Annotated in this window: 18 protein-coding genes; 13 read left to right on the forward strand and 5 right to left on the reverse strand. The window is 71.4% G+C overall.

The window, feature by feature from the left end:
* Positions 1-181: 181 nt before the first annotated feature.
* A complete protein-coding gene (locus ACFZAM_RS30425; RefSeq protein ID WP_188279231.1) occupies positions 182-859 on the reverse strand; it encodes a response regulator in 678 nt (225 codons plus the stop codon).
* 284 nt (positions 860-1143) lie between these two features.
* Between ACFZAM_RS30425 and ACFZAM_RS30430 the strand changes: the two genes are divergently transcribed.
* Positions 1144-1971, forward strand: coding sequence for a SigE family RNA polymerase sigma factor (locus tag ACFZAM_RS30430; RefSeq protein WP_355336904.1), 828 nt, complete (start codon positions 1144-1146; stop codon positions 1969-1971).
* A 192-nt stretch (positions 1972-2163) separates the two neighbouring features.
* Here ACFZAM_RS30430 and ACFZAM_RS30435 read toward each other — a convergent pair whose 3' ends face one another.
* A complete protein-coding gene (locus ACFZAM_RS30435; protein WP_391050535.1) occupies positions 2164-2808 on the reverse strand; it encodes an ATP-binding protein in 645 nt (214 codons plus the stop codon).
* A gap of 115 nt (positions 2809-2923) precedes the next feature.
* Between ACFZAM_RS30435 and ACFZAM_RS30440 the strand changes: the two genes are divergently transcribed.
* Positions 2924-3304, forward strand: coding sequence for a hypothetical protein (locus ACFZAM_RS30440; protein ID WP_355336906.1), 381 nt, complete (start codon positions 2924-2926; stop codon positions 3302-3304).
* 174 nt (positions 3305-3478) lie between these two features.
* Here the strand turns inward: ACFZAM_RS30440 and ACFZAM_RS30445 are convergent, their stop codons facing one another.
* From ACFZAM_RS30445 to deoC, 3 genes are read right to left on the reverse strand one after another with little or no spacing between them, the layout of a single operon-like run.
* Complete coding sequence (locus ACFZAM_RS30445) at positions 3479-4354, reverse strand: aldehyde dehydrogenase family protein (RefSeq protein WP_391050537.1); 876 nt, start codon at positions 4352-4354, stop codon at positions 3479-3481.
* Positions 4347-5813 carry an aldehyde dehydrogenase family protein gene (locus ACFZAM_RS30450; protein ID WP_391050583.1) on the reverse strand — a complete coding sequence of 489 codons (1467 nt, stop codon included), beginning with the start codon at positions 5811-5813 and terminating at the stop codon, positions 4347-4349. Before ACFZAM_RS30450 ends, ACFZAM_RS30445 begins: the two co-directional genes overlap by 8 nt.
* A gap of 47 nt (positions 5814-5860) precedes the next feature.
* Positions 5861-6805 carry a deoxyribose-phosphate aldolase gene (gene deoC / locus ACFZAM_RS30455; RefSeq protein WP_355336909.1) on the reverse strand — a complete coding sequence of 315 codons (945 nt, stop codon included), beginning with the start codon at positions 6803-6805 and terminating at the stop codon, positions 5861-5863.
* Positions 6806-7662: 857 nt separating this feature from the next.
* On the opposite strand from deoC, the gene ACFZAM_RS30460 reads away from it, so the two are divergent.
* The 11 genes from ACFZAM_RS30460 to ACFZAM_RS30510 all read left to right on the forward strand — a co-directional run bounded on the left by ACFZAM_RS30460 (position 7663) and on the right by ACFZAM_RS30510 (position 22337).
* Positions 7663-8358 (forward strand): PH domain-containing protein, encoded by a 696-nt coding sequence (locus ACFZAM_RS30460; RefSeq protein WP_355336910.1) that lies wholly within the window; start codon positions 7663-7665, stop codon positions 8356-8358.
* Positions 8359-8617: 259 nt separating this feature from the next.
* Entirely contained in the window at positions 8618-9004 is a 387-nt protein-coding gene (locus tag ACFZAM_RS30465; RefSeq protein WP_391050539.1) for a hypothetical protein, read from the forward strand.
* Positions 9005-9260: 256 nt separating this feature from the next.
* Complete coding sequence (gene pstC / locus ACFZAM_RS30470) at positions 9261-10289, forward strand: phosphate ABC transporter permease subunit PstC (RefSeq protein ID WP_355337214.1); 1029 nt, start codon at positions 9261-9263, stop codon at positions 10287-10289.
* Positions 10290-10420: 131 nt separating this feature from the next.
* On the forward strand, positions 10421-11764 hold the full coding sequence (pstA, locus tag ACFZAM_RS30475; RefSeq protein ID WP_391050541.1) for a phosphate ABC transporter permease PstA: 1344 nt from the start codon (positions 10421-10423) through the stop codon (positions 11762-11764).
* The gene (locus ACFZAM_RS30480; protein ID WP_391050543.1) at positions 11761-13515 is read left to right on the forward strand and encodes a substrate-binding domain-containing protein; all 1755 of its coding nucleotides are present in this window, start codon (positions 11761-11763) and stop codon (positions 13513-13515) included. Before pstA ends, ACFZAM_RS30480 begins: the two co-directional genes overlap by 4 nt.
* Positions 13502-15955 carry a hypothetical protein gene (locus tag ACFZAM_RS30485; RefSeq protein WP_391050545.1) on the forward strand — a complete coding sequence of 818 codons (2454 nt, stop codon included), beginning with the start codon at positions 13502-13504 and terminating at the stop codon, positions 15953-15955. Before ACFZAM_RS30480 ends, ACFZAM_RS30485 begins: the two co-directional genes overlap by 14 nt.
* A gap of 217 nt (positions 15956-16172) precedes the next feature.
* A complete protein-coding gene (locus ACFZAM_RS30490; protein WP_355336915.1) occupies positions 16173-17282 on the forward strand; it encodes a hypothetical protein in 1110 nt (369 codons plus the stop codon).
* 133 nt (positions 17283-17415) lie between these two features.
* Positions 17416-18537 carry a hypothetical protein gene (locus ACFZAM_RS30495; protein WP_391050547.1) on the forward strand — a complete coding sequence of 374 codons (1122 nt, stop codon included), beginning with the start codon at positions 17416-17418 and terminating at the stop codon, positions 18535-18537.
* 152 nt (positions 18538-18689) lie between these two features.
* Complete coding sequence (locus ACFZAM_RS30500; protein ID WP_391050549.1) at positions 18690-20141, forward strand: hypothetical protein; 1452 nt, start codon at positions 18690-18692, stop codon at positions 20139-20141.
* Between the two features lie 219 nt (positions 20142-20360).
* Positions 20361-21287: a sortase domain-bontaining protein gene (locus ACFZAM_RS30505; protein WP_391050551.1), complete on the forward strand. Its 927-nt coding sequence runs from the start codon at positions 20361-20363 to the stop codon at positions 21285-21287.
* Between the two features lie 168 nt (positions 21288-21455).
* Positions 21456-22337: an ATP-binding cassette domain-containing protein gene (locus tag ACFZAM_RS30510; RefSeq protein ID WP_391050553.1), complete on the forward strand. Its 882-nt coding sequence runs from the start codon at positions 21456-21458 to the stop codon at positions 22335-22337.
* The last annotated feature ends 4 nt before the right edge of the window (positions 22338-22341 follow it).

The raw sequence follows: 22341 nt of genomic DNA on the forward strand, positions 1-22341 counted from the left end.
GTGGCGGAGCCGGTACCGGTGCCGGTGGCGGTGACGGTGGCGGTGGCGGTGCCGTCGGAACCGCCGTCGTCCGAAGGGCCGTTGTCGGTCGGGCCGCTCTCAGAGGGGTCGTCGTGCCGATCCTGCCGGTCGTGCCGATCCTTCCCGCCGTGCCCGCCGTTCCCGTCGCCGAACCGCGATGTCACTGGGGCGTGTCCAGGCGGTATCCCACGCCTCTGACCGTACGGATCAGGGTCGGTGACGACGGCACGTCCTCGATCTTGGCGCGCAGCCGCTGCACACACGCGTCGACGAGACGCGAGTCACCGAGGTAGTCGTGCTCCCACACCAGACGCAGCAACTGCTGCCGGGACAGCGCCTGTCCCGGCCTGCGGCTCAGTTCGAGCAGCAGGCGCAGCTCGGTCGGCGTGAGCTGAAGGTCCTCGCCGTCCTTCGTCACCGTCATGGCACTGCGGTCGATGACGATCGCGCCGAAGGCCGCGGAGTCGGTGCTGTCCCGCTCGCCGCGCCGCAGCACCGCCCGGATGCGGGCGTCGAGCACCCGCGGCTGCACCGGCTTGATCACGTAGTCGTCGGCCCCGGACTCCAGCCCCACCACCACGTCGATGTCGTCGCTGCGCGCGGTGAGCAGGATGATCGGGAGCTGGTCGGTACGGCGGATGCGCCGGCACACCTCGAACCCGTCGATCCCCGGCAGCATCACGTCCAGCACGATCAGGTCGGGGCGCTGCTCCTTGAGCAGCTTCAGGCCGTCCTCGCCCGTCGCAGCGGCCACCACGCGGTGACCCTGACGGGACAGGCCGAGTTCGAGGCCCGTACGGATGGCGTCGTCATCCTCGATAAGCAACAGGAAAGGCACGCCGGTCATTGTTGCCTAACGACGGCGTCCGCATGAAGTGCGGGGACCTTCCGCCCTGACATGACCCTGTCCGCGTGACCTGCTCGTGACCTGCTGACCGGCGGTGCCGCACCCGGGCCGACCGGCCGGTCACGCGGCGCGCGGCCTCTGTGACGGGCCTGTGACACTCGGCGGACAGCGTCATGAAACTGGCCCGGCAGTCTGTTGTCACATCGGAAGAGCGCACGCCGTACCGGATGCGACGCCGAAGACCACGCATCAGGTTCCAACGACGGGGGCGGGACATGAACACACTGCACATCACCACCGACACCGCGGTTCATGCGACGCACACGCACTCGGCGCACTCCACGGGGACCTGCGCCGTCCGCACCACGGAGAAGTCCGGCGCCGCGAACGGACGGGGGTACGTACGCGGCGCCGGACGCGGCACCTCGTACCCGACGAGCGCCCGGCACCGCCCGCCGTTCATGGCGGCGGTCGACAGCGGCGCCGAGCACCAGGCGAAGCCCGTACCGTCCGCGACCACCGCCGACCAGCCGTCCGGCACCTTCGACGGCGCCGCCGCCCGCACCCCGGCGCGGGCCGAGGCCGAAGCGGCCTTCACCGCCTACGTCCAGGAGCGCCGCGCGTCGCTCTACGCGACCGCGTACCACCTCACCGGGGACCGCTTCGCGGCCGAGGACCTGCTCCAGAGCGCCCTGTTCTCCACCTACCGGGCCTGGGACCGGATCAGCGACAAGGCGGCCGTCGGCGGCTACCTGCGGCGCACCATGACCAATCTGCACATCAGCGCCTGGCGGCGGCGCAAGCTCAGCGAGTACCCGACGGAGGAGCTGCCCGAGACGGTCGGCGACACCGACGAGATGGGCGGCACCGAACTGCGCGCCGTCCTGTGGCAGGCGCTCGCCCGGCTGCCCGAGCAGCAGCGCACCATGCTCGTGCTCCGCTACTACGAGGGCCGCACCGACCCCGAGATCGCCGACATCCTCGGGATCAGCGTCGGCACCGTCAAGAGCAGCATCTGGCGCTCCCTGCGCCGCATGCGCGACGACGAGGCCCTGAGCTTCGGCCGCGACGAGGAGGACGCCTTCGGCGAACTGGTCGCCTGAGGGCCGTCCGAGGCCCGGCTCAAGGCCAAGGATTTCCACACGCCGGTACGGGGGCCGGTCGGGGGGACACGGGGGAGCAGGGGGGAAACGGGGGGGGTACGGGGGAGCAGGGTCGGACGGCCAGGGGAATGCCGTCCGGCCCTGTCGTACGTCCACTGCCGTACAGCTCTACGGCTTTACAGCTTTACGGCGTTACGCCTCGGCCGGGACGCGGGGCAGCGGGGGCGCGGGGGTGACGGCCGCGGCGATACGTTCCAGCGCCTCGTCACGGCCGCAGGGGTGGCAGCCGAGAGCGGTCTGACGGGCCACGATCGCGCGTTCCGCGCGCATGAGGTTCCAGCCCCTGCGGACCAGGAACGGCACCGACTTCCGCGCCTCGCGCAGATCCCGTACGAAACGCCGGCGCGCGGTCGTCGTCGGGCGTCCGCGCAGGCACAGGGCGTCCGCGAGCAGCCCCAGCTCCCGGCAGCGCCCGGCGATCTCGGCGGCGAAGATGCCTTCGGCGACGAAGACGGGCGCTCCGCCGAGGTCGAGGCGGGTACGGCCGGTGACCGAACTCGTCGCGATGTCGTAGACCGGGGTGTCGGCGGCGCCGTCCGCACAGAGCGCGGCCACGGCCGCGAGCGCCGCGTCCGCGTTCCAGGAACCCGGGGCGTCCCAGTCGGTGCCCGCGCCGCTGGGCAGGGCGGGCAGCGTCGGGTCGTCGCACGCCTTGTAGAAGTCGTCGAGGGCCAGCACCGGCAGTCCGGCACGGGTGGCGAGGGACGATTTGCCGGACCCCGAGGGGCCGGTCAGCAGGATCACACGGGAGCGAAGCGACACCGGGGATGAACTCACGGAGAACAATTGTCCCGTATCCCCGGCCGGGGGACGACCCGCCGTAGGACAACTACCCTGCGCGGTCATTGCGTTACGCTGCGCCAGGAAGACTCCCGTCGACAGGAACCGGTCCATGCCCTCGCTCCGTACCGCCCTCGCCCTGACCCTCACCGCCGCCGCGGCCGCCGTCGTCGTACCGGCCGGTGTCGCCGCCGCCGATCCCCTCGCGGCGGCCCAGAGCGCCACCGACGCCCTCCCGACGTCCGACGTCACCTCCGCGCTCCCCACCCAGTACGTCACCGGCGCACTCGGCGCGGGCGTCGCCCCCGTCCGCGACCTCACGATCGATCCGTTGAGCAACACCGGTGTCGACCCGCTCGACAACGCCGTCGGCTCCCAGGTCGCCGATTTCCACCCCGTCTCCACCTCCGCCGTGACCGCTCCGATCACCAACGGGGGCTCCCTCGGCACGCTTCCCCTGGTGGGACCTGTCACGGGACTCCTCCCGCACTGAGCGGTTCCTTTGCCGGGGACGGCAGGCCGATTTTTAGGGGCGCGGGGAACTGCGCTGCCCGCCCCCACCGGCCGGTGGTCCGGAGACCACCGATCTGCCCCGCCGGGGCGGGTGGTGACGTGCACGCACGTCGTGGCTTGTCGCGCAGTTCCTCGCGCCCCTACGGGGGACCCGTCAGGCGCCGATGGGGTGCCAGACGGTTTTGGTCTCGAGCCACGCGGTGAGGCGGGAGAGGCCGGGGTCCGTCCCCCAGTCCTCCGGCGCCGGACGGCGCACCCGCTTCAAGTTGTCGGCCGCGCCCCGCTCCAACTCGGCGGCGAGGTCCGCGTCGGCGCCGGTGAGGTCGAGGCCGTTGACGTCCTGGTGGGCGGCGAGGGGCGCGGCGATCTCGGAGGTGCGGCCGGAGAGGATGTTGACGACGCCGCCCGGCACGTCGGAGGTGGCGAGGACCTCGCCGAGGGAGAGCGCGGGCAGCGGCGAGCGCTCGGAGGCGACGACCACCGCGGTGTTCCCCGTGGCGATCACCGGGGCGAGGACCGAGACGAGGCCGAGGAAGGACGAGTCCTGGGGAGCCAGGACGGCGACCACACCGGTCGGCTCGGGCGTCGAGAGGTTGAAGTAAGGACCGGCCACCTGGTTGGCGCCCCCTACCACCTGGGCGATCTTGTCGGTCCAGCCCGCGTACCAGACCCAGCGGTCGACGGCGGCCTCGACGGCGGCCCCGGCCTTCGTCTTGGAGAGCCCCTCGGCCTCCGCGACCTCGCGGACGAACTGCTCGCGCCGCCCCTCCAGCATCTCCGCGACGCGGTACAGCACCTGCCCGCGGTTGTACGCGGTCGCGCCCGACCAGCCGGACACGGCCTTGCGGGCGGCGACCACCGCGTCCCGCGCGTCCTTGCGGGACGCCTGCGGCGCGTTGGCCAGCCAGGCGCCGCCCTTGGAGTCCGTCACCTCGTACACCCGACCGCTCTCACTGCGGGGGAACTTGCCCCCGACGTACAGCTTGTAGGTCTTGAACACGCTCAGCCGAGCGTCGCGGACGTCAGACATCGAGGTACCCCTCCAGGCCGTGCCGACCGCCCTCGCGGCCGTAACCGGACTCCTTGTAGCCGCCGAAGGGGGAGGCCGGATCGAACTTGTTGAACGTGTTCGCCCACACCACACCGGCCCGGAGCTTGTTCGCCATCGACAGGATGCGCGAGCCCTTCTCGGTCCAGATGCCCGCGGACAGGCCGTACGGGGTGTTGTTGGCCTTCTCGACCGCCTCGGCCGGGGTGCGGAAGGTCAGCACCGACAGGACCGGGCCGAAGATCTCCTCGCGGGCGATGCGGTGCGCCTGGGTGACGCCGGTGAACAGCGTCGGCGCGAACCAGTAACCGGCGTCGGGCAGTTCGCACGCCGGGGCCCAGCGCTCGGCGCCCTCCTCCTCACCGGCCTGCGCCAGCGCGGTGATCCGGGCCAACTGCTCGGCCGAGTTGATCGCGCCGATGTCGGTGTTCTTGTCCAGCGGGTCGCCGACCCGCAGCGTCGCCATCCGCCGCTTGAGCGCGTCGAGCACCTCGTCCTGCACCGACTCCTGGACCAGCAGCCGGGAGCCCGCGCAGCAGACATGGCCCTGGTTGAAGAAGATGCCGTTGACGATGCCCTCGACGGCCTGGTCGACCGGGGCGTCGTCGAAGACGATGTTCGCCGCCTTGCCGCCCAACTCCAGCGTGACCTTCTTGTCCGTGCCCGCGACCGTACGGGCGATGGCCTTGCCGACCCCGGTGGAGCCGGTGAAGGCGACCTTGTCCACGCCCTCGTGCGCGACCAGGGCCGCGCCCGCGTCCCCGTACCCCGTCAGGATGTTGACGACACCGCGCGGGAGGCCCGCCTGGCGGCAGACGTCGGCGAAGAACAGCGCGGACAGCGGGGTGGTCTCGGCGGGCTTGAGCACCACCGTGTTGCCCGCGGCGAGCGCCGGGGCGATCTTCCAGGCCAGCATCAGCAGCGGGAAGTTCCACGGGATGACCTGGCCGGCCACGCCGAGCGGGCGCGGGTCGGGGCCGTAGCCCGCGTACGCCAGCTTGTCGGCCCAGCCCGCGTAGTAGAAGAAGTGCGCGGCGACCAGCGGGAGGTCGACGTCGCGGGTCTCGCGGATCGGCTTGCCGTTGTCCAGCGACTCCAGCACCGCCAGTTCGCGGGAGCGCTCCTGGATGATGCGGGCGATCCTGAAGAGGTACTTGCCGCGCTCGGCGCCCGGCAGCGCGGACCACTTCTCGAACGCCTTGCGGGCCGCCTTCACCGCGCGGTCCACGTCCGCCTCGCCCGCGCGCGCGACCTCGGCGAGGACTTCCTCGCTGGACGGCGAGACGGACTTGAAGACGGTGCCGTCGGCGGCGGCGGTGAACTCGCCGTCGATGAACAGGCCGTAGGAAGGCGCGATGTCGACGACGGACCGCGACTCGGGCGCGGGCGCGTACGCGAATTTCTGGCCGGGTCGCTGGCCGGGATTCCGGCCGGGCCGCATGCCGGGCTGGCCGGTGCTCTGGTCGGTGCTCTGGTCGGTCATGGTTTTCAGTCCACCGTCACGTAATCGGGACCGGAGTACCGGCCGGTGCTGAGCTTTTGACGCTGCATCAGCAGATCGTTGAGCAGGCTGGAGGCGCCGAAGCGGAACCAGTCGGGGGACAGCCAGTCGTCGCCGAGCGTCTCGTTGACCATCACCAGGTACTTCACGGCGTCCTTGGAGGTCCTGATGCCGCCCGCGGGCTTCACTCCGACCTGTACGCCGACGGCCGCGCGGAAGTCGCGGACCGCTTCCAGCATGAGCAGGGTGTTCGCGGGGGTCGCGTTGACCGCGACCTTGCCCGTCGAGGTCTTGATGAAGTCCGCGCCCGCCAGCATCGCCAGCCAGGAGCAGCGGCGGATGTTGTCGTACGTCGCCAGCTCGCCGTTCTCGAAGATCACCTTCAGGTGGGCGGCGCTCTCGCCGTCGGGGCGGGCGCACGCCTCCTTGACGGCGCGGATCTCCTCGAAGACATCCATGTAGCGGCCGGACAGGAACGCGCCGCGGTCGATCACCATGTCGATCTCGTCCGCGCCGGCCGCGACCGCGTCGGCGGTGTCGGCCAGCTTCACGTCGCGCGCGACCCGGCCGGCCGGGAAGGCCGTCGCCACCGAGGCGACGTGCACGCCGGAGTCGCCCAGGGCCTCTTTGGCCGTCGCCACCATGTCGGGGTACACGCAGATCGCCGCGACCTTCGGGGTCGTGCGGTCGGTCGGATCAGGACGCACGCCCTTCGCGCACAGCGCCCGGACCTTGCCGTGCGTGTCCGCGCCCTCCAGCGTCGTCAGGTCGATCATCGAGATCGCCAGGTCGATGGCGTACGCCTTCGCCGTCGTCTTGATCGACCGTGTGCCGAGCGACGCCGCCCGCCCTTCCAGGCCCACCGCGTCCACCCCCGGCAGTCCGTGCAGGAAGCGGCGCAGGGCGCTGTCCGAAGCGGTCACATCCGACATCGTCGCCGTACGGCGCGCGGCATCGGGATCATAGGCGGGGACTACCGGCGTAGGCGGCGGCGAAGACATGGTCACCACCTCAGCATATCTACGCGCGTAGCAACCCGCCACCCCCCTCCGGGCGAGGGTTCCCCCACCCTCGACGGCCCCCGATCTCCCGGGGCTCCCCTCCGAACGCTTCTCCGCCTTGGGCGGCGGGCCGATCTTTTGGGGGCGCGGGGAACTGCGCGGTCAGCCATGGCGCTCCGCGCAGGTCGCGACCGGCCCCGGCGGGGCGGGGCCCCTTTCGCCCGGGCGGCGGGCCGGTCTTTTGAGGGGCGCGGGGAACTGCGCGGCCAGCTACGGCGCTCCCGCAGGTCACGACCGGCCCCGGCGGGGCAGTCCGGTTATTTCCGGCCTCCGGCCGGTGGTGGGTTGCTCGCGCGGTTCCTCGCGCCCCTGGCGGGGCGGGCCTCTTTTCGCCTGGGGGGCGGGCCGGTCTTTTTTGGGGGGGCGCGGGGAACTGCGTGGCCAGCCACGGCGCTCGCGCAGGTCGCCACCGGTCCCGGGCGGGGCAGTCCGGTTGTTTTCCGGCCTCCGGTCGGTGGTGGGTTGCTCGCGCAGTTCCCCGCGCCCCCGGCGGGGCGGGCCGATCGTTAGAGGGGCGCGGGGAACTGCGCGGTCAGTTGGAGCGCTCGCGCAGGTCGCCACCGGTCCCGGGCGGGGCAGCCCGGATGTTTTCCCGCCTCCGGCCGGTGGGGGGTTGCGCGCGCGGTTCCCCGCGCGCCTGGCGGGAAGTGCGGGTTTGGGGGAAAGATGCGGGAACGCAACAGGGCTGGGGGCGAGGGCGGCGGCTCGGTGGGGCAGAATCGGGGATTATGACGAGCCACCACAACCGCCCGGCCGCGCAGGCCACCACGCCCGACCCGGCAGGCGGGACACCGCAGTACCCCGACCGGGTCTACCGCTCGGTGGCCGGACTGTGCGCCGGTGTGCTGCTGCTGGTGCTCGCGCTGTGGCTGGGCGGCGACGCCGTGGTGCACGGCAAGGGACACGCGCCGTGGCTGGCGCTGGCCTCACTGCTGCTGGCGATCCCGCTGATCGTGGCGTTCACCTTGCGGCCCGCCGTCTACGCGGGCGAGCAGCGGCTCAAGGTCCGCAACCCGTTCAGGACGATCTCGGTGGCGTGGGCCGGCGTCGAGTCGCTGCGCGCGTCGTTCTCGAACGAGCTGTTCGCGGGCGGCAAGAAGTACCAGATCTGGGCGATCCCGGTCTCGCTGCGCGCGCGCAAGCGCGCGACCAAGCAGCAGATGCGCGCCAAGGCGGCGGGCGACGACCCCTTCGGCGCGCCCCCGCGCCGCAAGCCGCGCCCCGGCCTCCCGGTCGATGACGACGGCGCCTACCGTTCGCCCTCCGACCAGGCCATCCACGAGCTGCGCGAGCTCAAGGAGCGGCACGGCGCCGACGACGGCTCCGAGCCCCCGAAGCCCGAGATCCGCTGGGCCTACGAGGTCATCGCCCCGGCCGTCGCCGGCTTCGTCGTCCTCGTCGTCCTCCTCGCCATCGGCGGCTGACCCTCCCCCCGAGGCCCCCTGAGCCCTGCGGAGACCCCCCGAGGCCCCCGCGCCGCCCGGCGCGCCCTGCGCACGTCACCCCTAGCGACCGTCCGTGAACAAGGGGCAACTTCGCGGTGAAGGATGCCGTGGGCAACCTGTGAGACAACCCTCAATTATCTGAGGCCACATACATTGCCCGTGCCGCACGATCTACCGCGCGTGCGGCCTTCCTCGACGTGGGGCGACAAAGAGGTCATCAGGGGTGGGGTTGCGGCAGATGGCAGGAGAGATCGGTGGGGCCAGTGTGGTGGGGACACGGTGTCAGATCGACATCGACGAGAACGGGTGGCACTCGTGGCGACTGACGGCGAACAACGGCCGGGTGATCGCTCTCGGGGCGAACGCGTATCCGGACGACGCCGAGTGCAGGGCCTCCTTCGAGGGGCTGTGCGAGAGCGCGGAGGGACTGGCGGGCGGAGTACAGCACGCCGCCGAGTCCAATGGATGGATCTGGCGGTTACGGGACAGTGAGGGTCGTGTGCAGGCCGTGTCGGCGCGGGCGTACGAGCGGCACTCGACGTGCCAGGCCGCGTACGACCGGTTCCGTCTGACACTGCTCGGGCTCGGCGCCGCCGAATCCGTGCCCTGGGACGACGCGAGCTGACCGAAGAACCTCAACGGCCACGTTCCGTGCCGCGCCGACGCGCGGCGGGACGTGGCCGCCGTGTTTCCCCGCCCGCCCGGCCGGCCCCCGCGCCCCGCGTCCACCCCGCGCCCCGAGCCGCCCGCCGCCCCCCGGCCCGTACGGCTGTACGGCCCACGTGATTCCGTACGGAAACCGAAGTTGCCCCTACGGGTGCTGTCGTTCACATCGGCTTGCGAATGCGGCCATCGCGGACCATGAGCGTCAATGCGTGACGATGCGAACACTGGCGAGAACCGGCGAGCCGGACCAGGGTGACGGGCCCGGAGCCGACAGCGCCCGGCGGCTGCACGCCGACTCGGGGCTGCCCGACCGGGTGTTCAGGGCAGTGGCGCGCGGCGGCGGCAGCCTGGTGCTCGTCGTGATGCTGCTGGTCGGCGGATTCCTGCTGTACCGGGCGTGGCAGGCACTGCGCAAGGTGGGCGTTCCGGCGTTCCTGACCACCGCCGAATGGGACCCGGACGCCGGGCACTTCGGCATCGCGGCGGTCATCATCGGCACGGTGCTGATCGCGGCGGTCGCCATCGTCATCGCGGTGCCGATGGCGATCGGCACGGCGCTGTACATCTCGGAGTACGCCCCCGCCAGGCTGCGCCGCACGCTGGTCAGCACCGTGGACCTGATGGCCGCCGTGCCGTCGGTGGTCTACGGCCTGTGGGGGCTGTTCTTCCTCCAGGGCAAGGTGATCGGCCTGGCCCGCTGGCTGTCGACGTACTTCGGCTGGATCCCGCTCTTCCACGTGGACGGCGCCGACCCGCACGACCCGCTCGCCACCGCGACCGTCTACACCGCGTCCACCTTCGTCGCCGGAATCGTCGTGGCCATGATGGTCACCCCGATCATCTGCTCGATTATCCGCGAGGTGTTCTCGCAGGCCCCGGTGGGGGAGCGGGAGGGCGCGTACGCGCTGGGCGCGACCCGCTGGGGCATGATCCGCTCGGTCGTCCTGCCGTACGGCATGGGCGGCATGATCGGCGGCACCATGCTCGGCCTGGGCCGCGCGCTCGGCGAGACCATCGGCGTCTACCTGGTCATCTCGCCGATCTTCGTCATCCAGCCGCACATCCTCCAGAGCGGCACCAGCTCCGTCTCGTCGCTGATCGCGCTGCGGTACGGCGAGGCCAGCCCGCTGGGCATGTCCGCGCTGATGGCCGCGGGTCTGGCCCTCTTCCTCATGACGCTGGTGGTCAACTTCGCCGCTTCGTCGATCGTCGCCCGCAGCCGGTCCGGCGCCACCGCCGAGTAGCCGCCGAGCAGCCGACAGCCGAGCCGCCCAGTAGCCGAGCCGCTGAGCCGCCGCCCCACCGTCAGCCCGCATCCGTCAGCCGCACGCACGCCGTAGGCCGAGCGATCGGCGGAACCAGGAGACCCCCTCGTATGACCACGGACGCACCGGACTCCGTCACCACGGCGCCGGAATCCGCCGGGACCGCCACCGCCCCGGCGCACCCGGCCCCGGCGCACCCGGCCACGAAGGCCCCCGGCACCGGCACCGTCATCCCCGGCCCGCCCCCCGCGGCAGCGGAACGCCGGCGCTCCACCTCCACCGTCCGCCAGACCGACCTGCTCGGACTGCTCGGCTCGGCAGCCGCCTCCCTCTCCCTCACCTGGCTGTTCTTCGCCAGGATCGCCCCCTTCAGCGGGGCCCTCGGCTTCGTCGTCTTCTGGTACGCGCTGTTCATCGCGCTGTACGCGCTGCTGGTCTCCTTCGACGAGGACGGCCCGGTGGTGCGCGACAAGATCGCCTCCGCCGTGGTCCACAGCATCGCGGTGCTGCTGCTGGTCGCGCTGCTGTTCGTCGTCGTCTACACGCTGTGGTCCGGCCGCAGGGCGATACCGCACCTGAACTTCTTCACCCGGGACATGTCCGTCACCGGGCCGCTCGACCCGCTGAGCGCGGGCGGCATCAAGCACGCCGTGGTCGGCACGCTGATCGAGATCGGCATCGCCCTGGTCCTCACCGTCCCGGCGGGACTGCTGTGCGCGGTGTTCCTCAACGAGGTGCCCGGACGCTACGCGCGTTTCGTCCGTACGGTCGTCGAGGCGATGACCGCGCTGCCGTCGATCGTGGCCGGTCTGTTCATCTACGCCACCGTGATCCTCGCGCTGAACGTCCCCAAGTCGGGCTTCGCGGCGTCGCTGGCCATCTCCGTGATGATGCTGCCGATCATCATCCGCGCCTCCGACGTGGTGATCCGGCTGGTGCCCGGCACCCTGCGCGAGGCGTCGTACGCGCTGGGGTCGCCGCGCTGGCGGACCGTATGGCATGTGGTGCTGCCCACCGCCCGGTCGGGGCTGACCACCGCGGTCATCCTCGGCACCGCCCGCGGCATCGGCGAGACCTCTCCCGTCCTGCTGACGGCGGGCTTCGGCGCGAGCACCAACTACGACCCCTCGCAGAACCCGATGGTGTCGCTGCCGCTCGCGACCTTCGAGTTCGTGAAGTCCCCCCAACCCACCATGATCGCGCGCGGGTTCGGCGCGGCGTCGGTGCTGCTGGTGCTCGTCCTGGTGCTCTTCGCGCTCGCCCGGGTCCTCGGCGGGCGCGACGCGGGCCAGTTGAGCAGGCGCGGCACCCACCGCAGGGTCGTCGCCTCCCGCCGGGACGCGCGCCGCTTCACCGAGCGCGCCGCGGCGCGCGACGGCTACTCGTCGGCGTCGGCCGCCCCGGCCTTCCGCACGACAACAATTCAACCTGCACAGGGAGTTGACGGATCGTGAAGAGGATCGGCTTGACGGGCCTCAGGGCGGCGAGGGCGGCAGCGGGGGCGATGGCCGCGCTGCTGATCTCGCTGCTGTTCCTCGGCCAGGCACCGCCGGCCAAGGCCGACTCGTACGCGAGGATCAGCGGCGCCGGCTCGACCTGGAGCCAGAACGCCGTCGACCAGTGGCGGGCGAGCGTCAAGAAGTACGGGATGACCGTCGACTACACGGGCAGCGGCTCGTCCGACGGCCGCCAGCAGTTCACCAACGGCACCGTCGACTTCGCGGTGTCCGAAATCCCTTACGGCATGACCGAGTTCGGGGTGCGCGAACCTCCGCCCAAGCGCGGTTACGCGTACATGCCGATCGTCGCGGGCGGCACGGCCTTCATGTACAACCTGAAGATCGGCGGCAAGCGGGTCACCAATCTGCGGCTGAGCGGCGGCACGGTCGCCAAGATCTTCACCGGCCGGATCACCAACTGGTCCGACCGGCAGATCGCCGCCGACAACCCCGGCCTCACCCTCCCGGCCCGCAAGATCATCCCGGTGGTGCGCTCCGACGGCTCGGGCACCACCGCCCAGTTCACGCTGTGGATGTCCAAGCAGCAGGGCGCGGTGTGGAACGACTACTGCAAGCGCGCCAACAAGCCCACCCCGTGCGGCCTGACGTCGTACTACCCGGTGATCCCCGGCTCCGGCTTCATCGCCCAGTCCGGCTCGCTCGGCGTGTCCGGCTACACCCGGCAGAACTACGCCGAGGGCGCCATCACCTACGTCGAGTACTCCTACGCGGTCACCACCGGCTTCCCGGTCGCCAAGGTGCTCAACGCCAAGGGCTACTACACCGAGCCCACCGCCTCCAACGTCGCCGTGGCGCTGACCCAGGCGCAGATCAACCAGGACGAGAACTCCTCGCAGTATCTGACGCAGATCCTCGACAAGGTCTACGCGTACCAGGACGCGCGGACGTATCCGCTGTCCAGCTACAGCTACATGATCCTGCCGACCTCGCTGGACTCGCCGCTGACCGAGGACAAGGGCAGAACGCTCGGCGCGTTCGGCTACTACTTCCTGTGCCAAGGCCAGTCGCAGGCGCAGCCGTTGGGCTTCTCGCCGCTGCCGAAGAACCTCGTACAGGCCGGATTCGACCAGCTCAAACGCGTCCCCGGTGTGCAGGCCCAGACCATCAATCTGGCGGGCTGCCACAATCCGACCTTCTCCAGCGACGGCACCAACACCCTGGCCAAGAACGCGCCGTTCCCCAAGGCGTGCGACCGGCAGGGCACGCAGCAGTGCTCCGACGGCACGGGCGGCGCGTCCAGGCAGCCCACCTCGGTCAAGCCGCAGGCCAACGCCGCCTCGGGCGGCGGCTCCAACGGCGGCAACTCCGGTGGGAGCAAGGGCGGTTCCGGCGGTACGGGCGGCGGCTCGTCCGGCACCACGGCGGGCGCGAGCGGCGGTACGGGCACCACGTCCGGCGGCACCACGGCCGGTACGAGCGGCGCCGCCACCGGCGGTACGACCGCCACGGGCGGCACCGGCCAGAGCGTCGACCCCGACACCGGCCTGCCCGCGGGCGACTCCGGCGGCACCGGCGGCAACCAGGACATCGTCGCCTCCAGTGTCGGCGTCGGCAACGAGACCTTCTGGGGCATGCGGACCTGGCTCATGGGGCTCTCCGCCCTGGCGCTGCTGCTGGTCGTCCTCGCCCCGCCCACCCTCGCCAGGCGGCTGACCAGGAACGGGAGGCGTGATGGCCGCGCGTAACCACCCCGGAGCCGCCCGAGGCCGCGTCCTGTCGGTCCGCCTCGGCGCGCTTCTCACCTCGGTGCTCGCCGCCGTCGGCCTGACCCTGCTGCCGCCGTCGGCGGGCGGCGGACAGGCCCACGCGGACACCGGCACGGACACCGGCTCCGCCGTCACCAAGCCCGGCACCAAGGGTCCCTACGACGACTTCTCGCACCTGAGGGTGACGGTCGAGCAGACGAGGAATCTGCGGACGCAGGGACTGAAGGTCTCATGGGCGGGCGGGGTGAAGAGCTCGCCCAACAACGCGGGCAACTACCTCCAGCTCATGCAGTGCTGGGGTGACGCGGCGACCGGCCCGACCCCGGAGCAGTGCGAGTACGGGAACCCGCCGCCGAACACGGGCGTGCTCAACGTCGGGCGGAGCGTGGGCAATCTGGACCCGCTGGAGCCGGCGCAGCACACCGTGCCCTTCACCACGGTGAAGGGCGCCAGCTCGACCGACGTCAACCAGTTCTTCACGCAGTACGCGACCAATGAGCAGGACCTCGCCACGACCGGCGTCGACGGCAGCGGCCAGACGATCTTCCAGGCGGAGGACGCGGACACCTCGCCGATCCTGGGGTGCGGCACGGTGGCGAGGACCGGTCAGGCGCCCGAGCCGTGCTGGCTCGTGGTCGTGCCCCGCGGCACCCACGAACCCGACGGCTCCGAAGCGCCGCCGCCCAACGGACTGATCAGCTCCCCGCTGTCCGCGGGGAACTGGGCCCAACGCATCGTGTTCCGCCTCGACTTCGCCCCGACCGACTCGCCCTGCCCGATCGGCCAGGACGAACAGCCCACCATCGGCTCCGAGATGATCTTCGAGGCGATGAGCTCCTGGGCGCCGACCCTGTGCACCTCGCAGAAGGTCACCTACGGATACGTTCCGCAGCTCGAGGACTTCTCCCGTACGCAGGTCACCAGCCCCGGTACGGGCTCGGCCGGACTCGCCTTCATCGAGAACCCGGTGCTGCCCCAGCCGGACGTGGCACCGGTCGTCCACGCGCCGGTCGCGGTCTCCGGACTCGTCATCGGCTACAGCGTCCAGGTGGCCGGATCGTCCCAACAGGTGCCCCGGATACGGCTGAACGCGCGGCTCGTGGCGAAGATGCTCACCGAGTCCTACCAGTGCGACCTGCCGGGCAACGACTTCCCGCGCGGCAGACTTCCGGCGAAGAACCCGTTCGGTATCGAGCGCGATCCCGAATTCGCGCGGCTCAACGCCGGTGTGCCCTACCCCGTGGGCAGTTCCTGCGGATTCGGTATCGGGGTCCCGCAGGGCGCGAGCGATTCGGCGGGGCAGCTGTGGAAATGGCTGCTCTCCGACCCCGACGCGCGCAGCTTCCTTTCCGGAAAACCCGACCCGTGGGGCACGGTCATCAATCCGTATTTCCTGGAACTGGCACCGGTCAGCACCCCGCCGTCCGGCTTCGACAAGCCGGACCCGACGGTGTGGGCGCCCGACAGCCGCTTCCCCGACATCCGGCTGACGGCCGTCGGCGTGAACCCGTACGGCAGCGGTCTGAGCGACGACGCCAGGACGGTCCGCAAGGCCAACAACGGCGGCATCACCGGCTTCAACCCCACGTCCACGCCCCCGGCGCTGACGAAGGCCGAGACGCAGCCCGCGGGTTCGAACTTCATCATGGGCCTGACGGACGCGGCCAGCGCCGCCCGCTACCGGCTCGGCACCGCCGAACTCCTCAACGCCGACGGCCAGTTCGTCGCCCCGACGGTCGACTCGATGACCAGGGCGGTGAACGGGATGAAGGCGGGCAAGGCCCCGGGCGTCCTGGACGCGGACCCCTCCGCGAAGACACCGGGCGCCTACCCGCTCACCACCGTCACCTACGCCGCCGCCTCCACCTCGCTGGACGCCGCCGACCGCAAGACCTACGCCGCGCTGATCCGGTACGCGGCGGGCTCCGGCCAGCGACAGGGCATCGGCTTCGGCCTGTTGCCGCTCGGCTACGCACCCCTGACCGCCACCCTGCGCGAACAGGCCCTCACGGCCGCGTCCGCGCTGATCGCCGGTGTGCCCCCGGCCACGGGACCGGGTGACACGTCCTCCAACGGCGGTTCCGGCTCCGGCCCCGGCGGTACGGGAACGACCGGCGGCGGTACGGGCGGCGACGCCGGCCACGGAGCGACCGGCGGGGGACCGGGTCCGGGCGGCGCACCGCCCGCGTCCCCGTCGTCGTCGGCCCCCGCGGCCGGTACGACCAAGGGCTCCACCGGCGGACCCGCCGCCTCGCCCCCCGTCAGCAACGTCGCCCAGACCGGCGGCACCACCCCCCAGGCGATTCTCGGCGCCGTCCGCTGGGTGCTGCTGATCGTCCTCATCGCGGGCATCGCGGGCTCCCTGGCCGGACCCCTGCTGATGCGCGCGGCCGTCGTCCGCGGCAGGAAACCGGTGTGACGGGTACTTGGGCGCCCCTTGGAAGGAAAATAAAAGAGAATTTGGAATACCCGTTGTTCACTTTTGCGGGGCGGTAATTTTGGTTGCCACTTCTTGAGGAGATCGGCAGGATCATTCATGGCCGGACCGACAGGTCAGGTCTTTTGGGGGAATTATCAATTCTCCTTGCGTGTCACACGTCTGGAAATTCCATCCGCATCGACTCGGAGGAAATACAGTGAACGTGAAATTCGCCAAGCGGGCGGCGATCGTGGTCGGTACCGCGACCCTCGGTGTCACCATCGTGGCCGGTACGGCTCAGGCCGACCCGGCGGCCGGTGTCCACCGCACGCTCGTCGCGGTCGGCTCCGACACCACGCAGGACGTGCTCAACGGCCTCGGCAACAAGATCGCCGACCCGAACCCGACCGGTTCCTCGGACGGCAACCTGATCGCGTCCTACGACGCCACCGGTTCCTCCACGATCTCGACGCGGGACACCACCTGTGCGTCGGTCACCCGCCCCGACGGCTCGGGCGCCGGTGTCAACGCGCTGCGCGCCGACATCGCGGCCGGCAGCCACTGCATCGACTTCGCCCGGTCCTCCTCCACCCCCAACGCCACGGGCCAGTTCACCTTCATCCCGTTCGCCGTGGACGCGGTGACGGCGGCGACGGCGACCACCACCAACCTGCCCGCCAACTTCACCTACCTGGCCGGCGGTTCCTCCCTGACGAACGCCCAGAAGGCCACCTCCGACCTGACCCGGGTCTACAACTGCCTGGACACGGCGGGCAACCCGCTGCCGGCCGGCACGTACCCGACCATCGGTGGCGTCACCGTCCACCCGCTGGTGCCGCAGGCCGGTTCCGGCACCCGCAAGTTCTGGGCCTCGACGCTGGGCTTCAACGCCACCACCCTGCCGTCCTGCGTCAAGGACACCGCCGCGAACGGCGCCGCCGTCCAGGAGCACAACGGCAGCGCCCTCCAGGGCCCGAACGACCTCATGCCGTTCTCGATCGCGCAGCACATCGCGCAGGGCCGCTCCCTGCCGGGCGTGACCGACCGTCGCAACGGCGCGGTGCTCAAGACCGTCAACTCCACCGCGCCGCTGAACGCGAGCGGGAACCTCAACACCGCGTTCCCGGTCACGCGTGAGGTCTACAACGTCATCCCGGACAGCCGGGTGACCGGCGAGACGCTCATCAAGAACACCTTCGTCGGCAGCGCCTCCAAGGTGTGCACCGCCAAGTACGACTCCACCACCACGGTGATCAACAAGTACGGCTTCGGCACCGACACCAACTGCGGCAACGCGACCACCCTGGTCAGCCGCGACCTCGTCTGACCCGTCGTCTGACCCGTCACAGCGGCGGACCACCGTCCGCCGGGCCGGGCGTCCCTCGGGGGCGCCCGGCCGCTCCCGGCACCGCGACGCGGTGCCACGTACACACCGGACTCCTTCAGGGGGAGAGAAGACAATGACGAGACGAAGACTGCGCGGCGTTCTGGTCGGCGCGCTCGCACTGGCCATGGGCACGGGCGCGCTGCTCGCGGGGGCGGGCACCGCAGGCGCCACCACCGGTACCCCGACGGCGACTTCGGGCACGGTCACCCTCACCGCCCGCGGCACCGGCATCGACGACGACTCGCCGTTCGCGCGGGTGTCGGTCGACAAGGCGTGCCCGGCGAACTACCAGGACGCCCTCACGGTGTCGCTCGTGGTACCGGACGGCCGGGAGTCGCTCCTGGCCTCCCACCTGACCGGCGGCGCCCCGTACACCAAGGCCCCGGTCACGGCGCAGGTCCCGGAGGCGTCGGGCAACGGCACCATCGTCCGGTCGATCGCCACCGCCTTCGACGTCGCCAGTGTCCCGGTGGCGGACGGCACCTACCCGATCCACGTGACCTGCGCGAACGCCGACCGGGCGAACTTCCCCGAGCACCCGACGTTCACCGGCTTCATCGACGTGACCGGTGACACCTGGCAGGTCTCCGGCCACGCCGCCCCGGTCGCCACCAGCGTCAGGCTCAGCGCCGACCCGGCCCACCACGTCCAGGTCGGCAAGCCCTTCACGCTCACCGCGAAGGTCGCGGGCGGCGTGCCCGGAGCCGTCCAGTTCGAGGCGGACAACGGCGTCACCGTGTACGACACCCCGGTGCCGGTCGTGAACGGCGTGGCCACCTTCCAGCCGCCGGCCAACACCGCGCCGAACGTCCGCAGTTACATCGCGGTCTTCATCCCCGCCGACCAACTCGCCTACGCGCAGGACTACTCGGTCCTCAGCTACTCGTTCGTCAACGCGCCGTCCGTCACGGTGACCGACGCGGACGGCAACGCCCTCGGGGACAGCCCGCAGTTGACCCCCGGACAGCACATCAAGGTCTCCGCGCAGGGCTTCCTGCCGCAGAGCCAGGAGCAGGTGCTGCCGTTCGTGTCCAACGCCCTCGCGCTCTTCGCCCCGGTGGCGACCGACGCGCGGGGCTCGGTCACCGGCTACGACCTGACGGTGCCGAAGCTGATCGCCCGCGGCTCCCACACCCTGACCCTCACCGGTCTGTGCAGCTTCGTCCAGGTCTCCTTCACCTTCACCACGAAGTAACCGCGAAACAGCGCTGACCAGCACAGACGTACCACCGGCCGGGCATCGTCCAGATGCCCGGCTGCCGCCGTGACACGGCGGGAACGGCACCGCCACCGCACGACCCGCGCGACTCGTACGACCGACGCATATCCCCGAGGGGACGAGGAGACATGAAACGAAGAATGCACGCGGCGCTGCTGAGCGTGCTCGCACTGGTCCTGGGCACCGGGGCCCTGGTCCTCACCACCGCGGGGACCGCGAACGCGGATCTGGCCGGGAACGTGACGCTGTCGCCCGCCGCCGGCACCGTCGACGACTCCCCGGCCTTCGCATCGGTCTCGGTCGACCAGGCATGCCCCGCGAACTACCAGGACGCCGTGAGCGTGTACATCGTCCTCGACGGCGCGGAGTCGCTCCTGGCGACCCACTTGACCAACGGCGCCCCGTTCTCGACCGCCCCCATCACCGCGCGGCTCCCGGCCTCGGGGGGCAACGGCACGATCCTCCGGTCGATCAGCTCCGCGTTCGACGCGTCAAGCGTGGAGCTCGCCGACGGCACGTATCCGATCGACGTGGTCTGCAAGTCCGCCGACCCGTCCGCCGGGGACCTGCCGACCTTCACCACGTTCATCGAGATCACCGGCTCCGACTGGGCGGTGAAGACGGTCACCCCGCCGACGTCGACCTCCGTCGTTCTCACCGTCGACCCGGCGGGCCGGGCCGTGGCGGACAAGAAGATCACCCTCAAGGCCACCGTCACGCCGGACACCGCCGAAGGCACCGTGACCTTCAAGCAGGGCGCCGTGCCCGTCACCGGCGGGAACATGATTCCGCTGGTCAACGGCGTGGCGACGGCGAGCATTCCAGGGATCGGCAACCCCGGCGTCATCACGCTCTCGGCGCAGTTCACGCCCAGCGACCCGCTCAAGTTCGCCGCCAGCCAGAACGGGGTGTCGTATCCCGTGGTGGCCGAGCCCGACCTGACCGTGCTCGACGACTCCGGGACCGAACTGCACGACACCCCGGCGCTCACCAAGGGCCAGAAGATCAAGGTCACCGCGGAGGGGTTCCTGCCGGGCCCCACGGGCGGGAACGGCGAGAAGATCACCTTCGCGCTGGACGGGTCCCCGGCTGCCGACGACGCGACCGCCGACAACAGCGGCAAGATCGCCAACTACGCGGTGACCCTGCCTGCCGACCTCGCCGACGGCAGCCACTCCCTGGTGCTGACCGGCGCGACCAGCGGCATCAAGCAGACGTTCGCGTTCACGGCGGGCGCGGGCACCTCGCCGACCGACGATCCGACCGGCACGCCGACCGACGAGCCCACGGACACCCCGACCGACACCCCCACGGACACGCCCACCGACACCGGCGGCGCGGACGGCGGAGGCACGTCGACTGACGGCGGCACGTCCAACGGCGGTCTGTCCAGCGGCGGTTCGTCGGGGACGTCGGGCGGCTCCGGCGGCAGCAACGGCCCGCTGGCGGCCACCGGAGCCACCGGTGTCGTCCCGCTGAGCGTGCTGGCGTTCCTGATGGTGACCGGTGGCGGCTATGCCGCCTACCGGGTGCGCAGGGACGGCAAGTTGCTCACCTTCGGTCCCACGCCGCGCGACTGACCGTACGCGGCACGCGGCACGCGGTACGCCGGGCGGCGGGCGGTTCCGACCGTCCGCCGCCCGGCGACCGGCCGTACTGCCGCCGTACGACCGGCCGTTACGACCGACCGCTACGACCGGTCCGTACGACCGCTGTCGGGGCCGCGTACGAGACCGCGGCGCCGACCCCCCCCGTCCGAGCACGTCAGCGAAACGCACGCACGCGAAGGAGCGCCACCCGTGGCCGTACTGTCACCGTCCCGCGAGGCCGCCGGGCCGCCGCCGGAACCGGCCGAGCCGCAGATAGGTCGGGCGGCCGAACAGCCGCCCGCCGCCTGGTTCGTCATCCCGGGCGCGGCGCTGACCCTGCTGGCCGCGCTGCTGCTCGGATTCGTCGTCAATCTCACGCTGCTCGGCCACGTCGAGCACGCCCGCGCCCAGCAGACCGGTTACGCCGACCTGCGCGCCCAACTCGCCAAGGGCACGGCCCCGGTGGGCCGCCTGGACGACAAGGGCGAGCCCGTGCCGCTGGGTTCGCCGGTCGCGGTGCTGCACATCAAGGCGATCGGCCTCAAGGAGGTCGTCTTCCAGGGCACGACGTCCGGTGTGCTCAGGTCGGGTCCTGGGCACCGCAGGGACACCCCGCTGCCGGGCCAGCCGGGCACCAGCATCGTGATGGGCCGTCAGTGGGGCTACGGCAGCCCGTTCAACCACATCGACGAGCTGAAGGCCGGGGACCCGATCACCGTCACGACGGGCCAGGGCCAGCAGCGGTACCAGGTGACCGGAGTGCGGCACGCGGGCGACCCGGCGCCCGCGCTGCCCGGCACCGGACAGGGCCGGCTGATCCTGATGACCGCGACCGGCGGCCTCTACACCCCGCACGGTGTGCTGCGGGTGGACGCGGAACTGGTCAGCGACGTCCAGCCGGGCCCGGCGGCGGGCGGCGGCATCTCGGCGGCCGAGCAGCCGCTGGCCGGTGACCCGGCCGCCTGGCTGCCGATCCTGCTGTGGACGCAGGGGCTGCTGCTCGTCGCGGTCGCCGTCACCTGGACCTACCGGCGCTGGGGGCGCTGGCAGACGTGGATCTGCGCGGTCCCGGTGCTCGCCGCCGTCGTGGTCGCCCTGTCCGGTGAGGCCACCCGCCTGCTGCCCAACCTGCTGTGAGACCGGCGTACTTGGGACCGGTGTGCTGGACCGGCGTGCTGGAGGCCGGACCTCCCGGGACCGGACCGCCTGGTACCGGACCGCCTGGGACCTGACCGCTTGAGCCGCTTTCGGACCGAGCCCGCCACGAACCGCCCCGACGCATACCCGACGCATATGAGGAACACGATGTCAGCGACTGACGAGACCGTCGTACTGCCGCCCGTCCCCGGCGACCCGCCGACCGGCGGCGACCCCCGCTCCGACCCCCGCTCCGACCCCCGTTCCGCCTCCCGTTCCGCGACCCTCGACGCCCGTGAGGTGTCGGCCTGGTTCGGCGACCACAAGGTGCTCGACCGGGTGTCGCTCACCATGCCCGCACAGCGCGTCACCGCGCTGATCGGCCCCTCCGGCTGCGGCAAGTCCACCTTCCTGCGCATCCTCAACCGCATGCACGAACTGATCGGCACCGCCTCGCTCGCCGGGCAGGTCCTGCTCGACGGCGAGGACATCTACGACCGGGGCCGCCGGATCACCCACGCCCGCCGCGAGATCGGCATGGTGTTCCAGAAGCCGAACCCGTTCCCCGCGATGTCGATCTACGACAACGTGCTGGCCGGACTGAAGATGAACGGCGTCAAGGCCGGGCGCGGCGAGCGCGACGACCTGGTCGAGGAGTGCCTGACCAAGGCCGGGCTGTGGAAGGAAGTACGCGACCGGCTGCGGCAGCCCGGCGGCGCGCTCTCCGGCGGCCAGCAGCAACGCCTCTGCATCGCACGGTCGTTGGCGGTACGGCCGCGCGTGCTGCTGATGGACGAGCCGTGCTCCGCGCTCGACCCGACCTCCACGCGGCGCATCGAGCAGACCATCGGCGAGCTGTCCGACGACGTGACCATCGTCATCGTCACCCACAACATGCAGCAGGCCGCCCGTGTCTCGGACTCCTGCGCCTTCTTCCTCGCCGAACAGGGCACGCCCGGCGTGATCGTGGAGCACGGCCCGACCGACGACATGTTCAACCGCCCGCAGGACCCACGCACGTCGGACTACGTCAACGGCCGGTTCGGCTGAGCGG

Origin of the sequence: Streptomyces sp. NPDC008079, from assembly GCF_042957385.1 — a bacterium.
Classification (GTDB): Bacteria; Actinomycetota; Actinomycetes; order Streptomycetales; family Streptomycetaceae; genus Actinacidiphila.